At 68.6% G+C, this 822-nt stretch carries 1 pseudogene; it reads left to right on the top strand.

What is annotated here, in order from left to right:
• Positions 1-810, top strand: a pseudogene (locus IE182_RS31545) (hypothetical protein); the annotation flags it as partial.
• Positions 811-822 lie beyond the last annotated feature (12 nt).

The raw sequence follows: 822 nt of genomic DNA, 5'->3' as shown, positions 1-822 counted from the left end.
TACAAGGGCACCAAGAAGGTCACCGGTACGTACGGCAGCCTCAACTGCAACCGCGTCCAACAGGGCGACGGCAGCTGGGCGCTGAAGTGGATCGAAGGGGCCGACACCGGCAGCTACACCACCTACACCGCCCTCGAAGAAGGCGCGGTGCGCTGCGAGGACAAGGTCCCCGCCAACAGCATCATGCGCAAGGCGCAGGTCCTCCTCGACTGCGGCTCCCCCACCGCCACCGCGAAGCACCCGGCCGGGCCGGTCCCCTCGGCGAAGGCCGACCGGGCCAGGCACGACGCCGAGAAGGCCGCCAAGGCCGAGAAGAGCGTGAAGGCCACCGGGAGCCCGGCCCCCGCCACGCGGGCCGCACTTGACTGCCAAGCCGCCGTCTACAGGATCGACGTCCCCGGCAAGCCCCTGAACTGGAGCGCACCGCTCCTGGCCAACGACGGCATCCGCCTGCGCGAATCCACGTTCTTCAGCGCCCACCTGGACAACTGGCGGCTGTGCAACGTGACGGAGCGCAACGGGGTCATCGAGGCGTCCCTGTGGAACTGGGGCAACGGCGGATGCGCGACCGTCCCGGCGAACATCGCCAACCAGGAGCAGGCCTACCTGACGACGACCACCTGCGGGGAGGACGACCTCCAGCGGTTCTCCATCTACCGCGACGTACCCGGCAGCTCGAAGATCGGTGTGCAGAACAAGTACACCGGCTCCATGATGGGCTACGACCGGTACGCCGACGGGGAGTTGATCCGCCAGTACTCCAGCGGCAGGCAGGACGGCACGGGCACGTTCACCCTGACCCGAGTCTGACGGCCCCCTCCC

Source organism: Streptomyces cinnamoneus, assembly GCF_014650495.1.
GTDB classification, from domain to species: Bacteria; Actinomycetota; Actinomycetes; order Streptomycetales; family Streptomycetaceae; genus Streptomyces; species Streptomyces cinnamoneus.
Note: the sequence above shows the minus strand (reverse complement) of the source record. Positions and strands in the feature narration are given on the sequence as shown.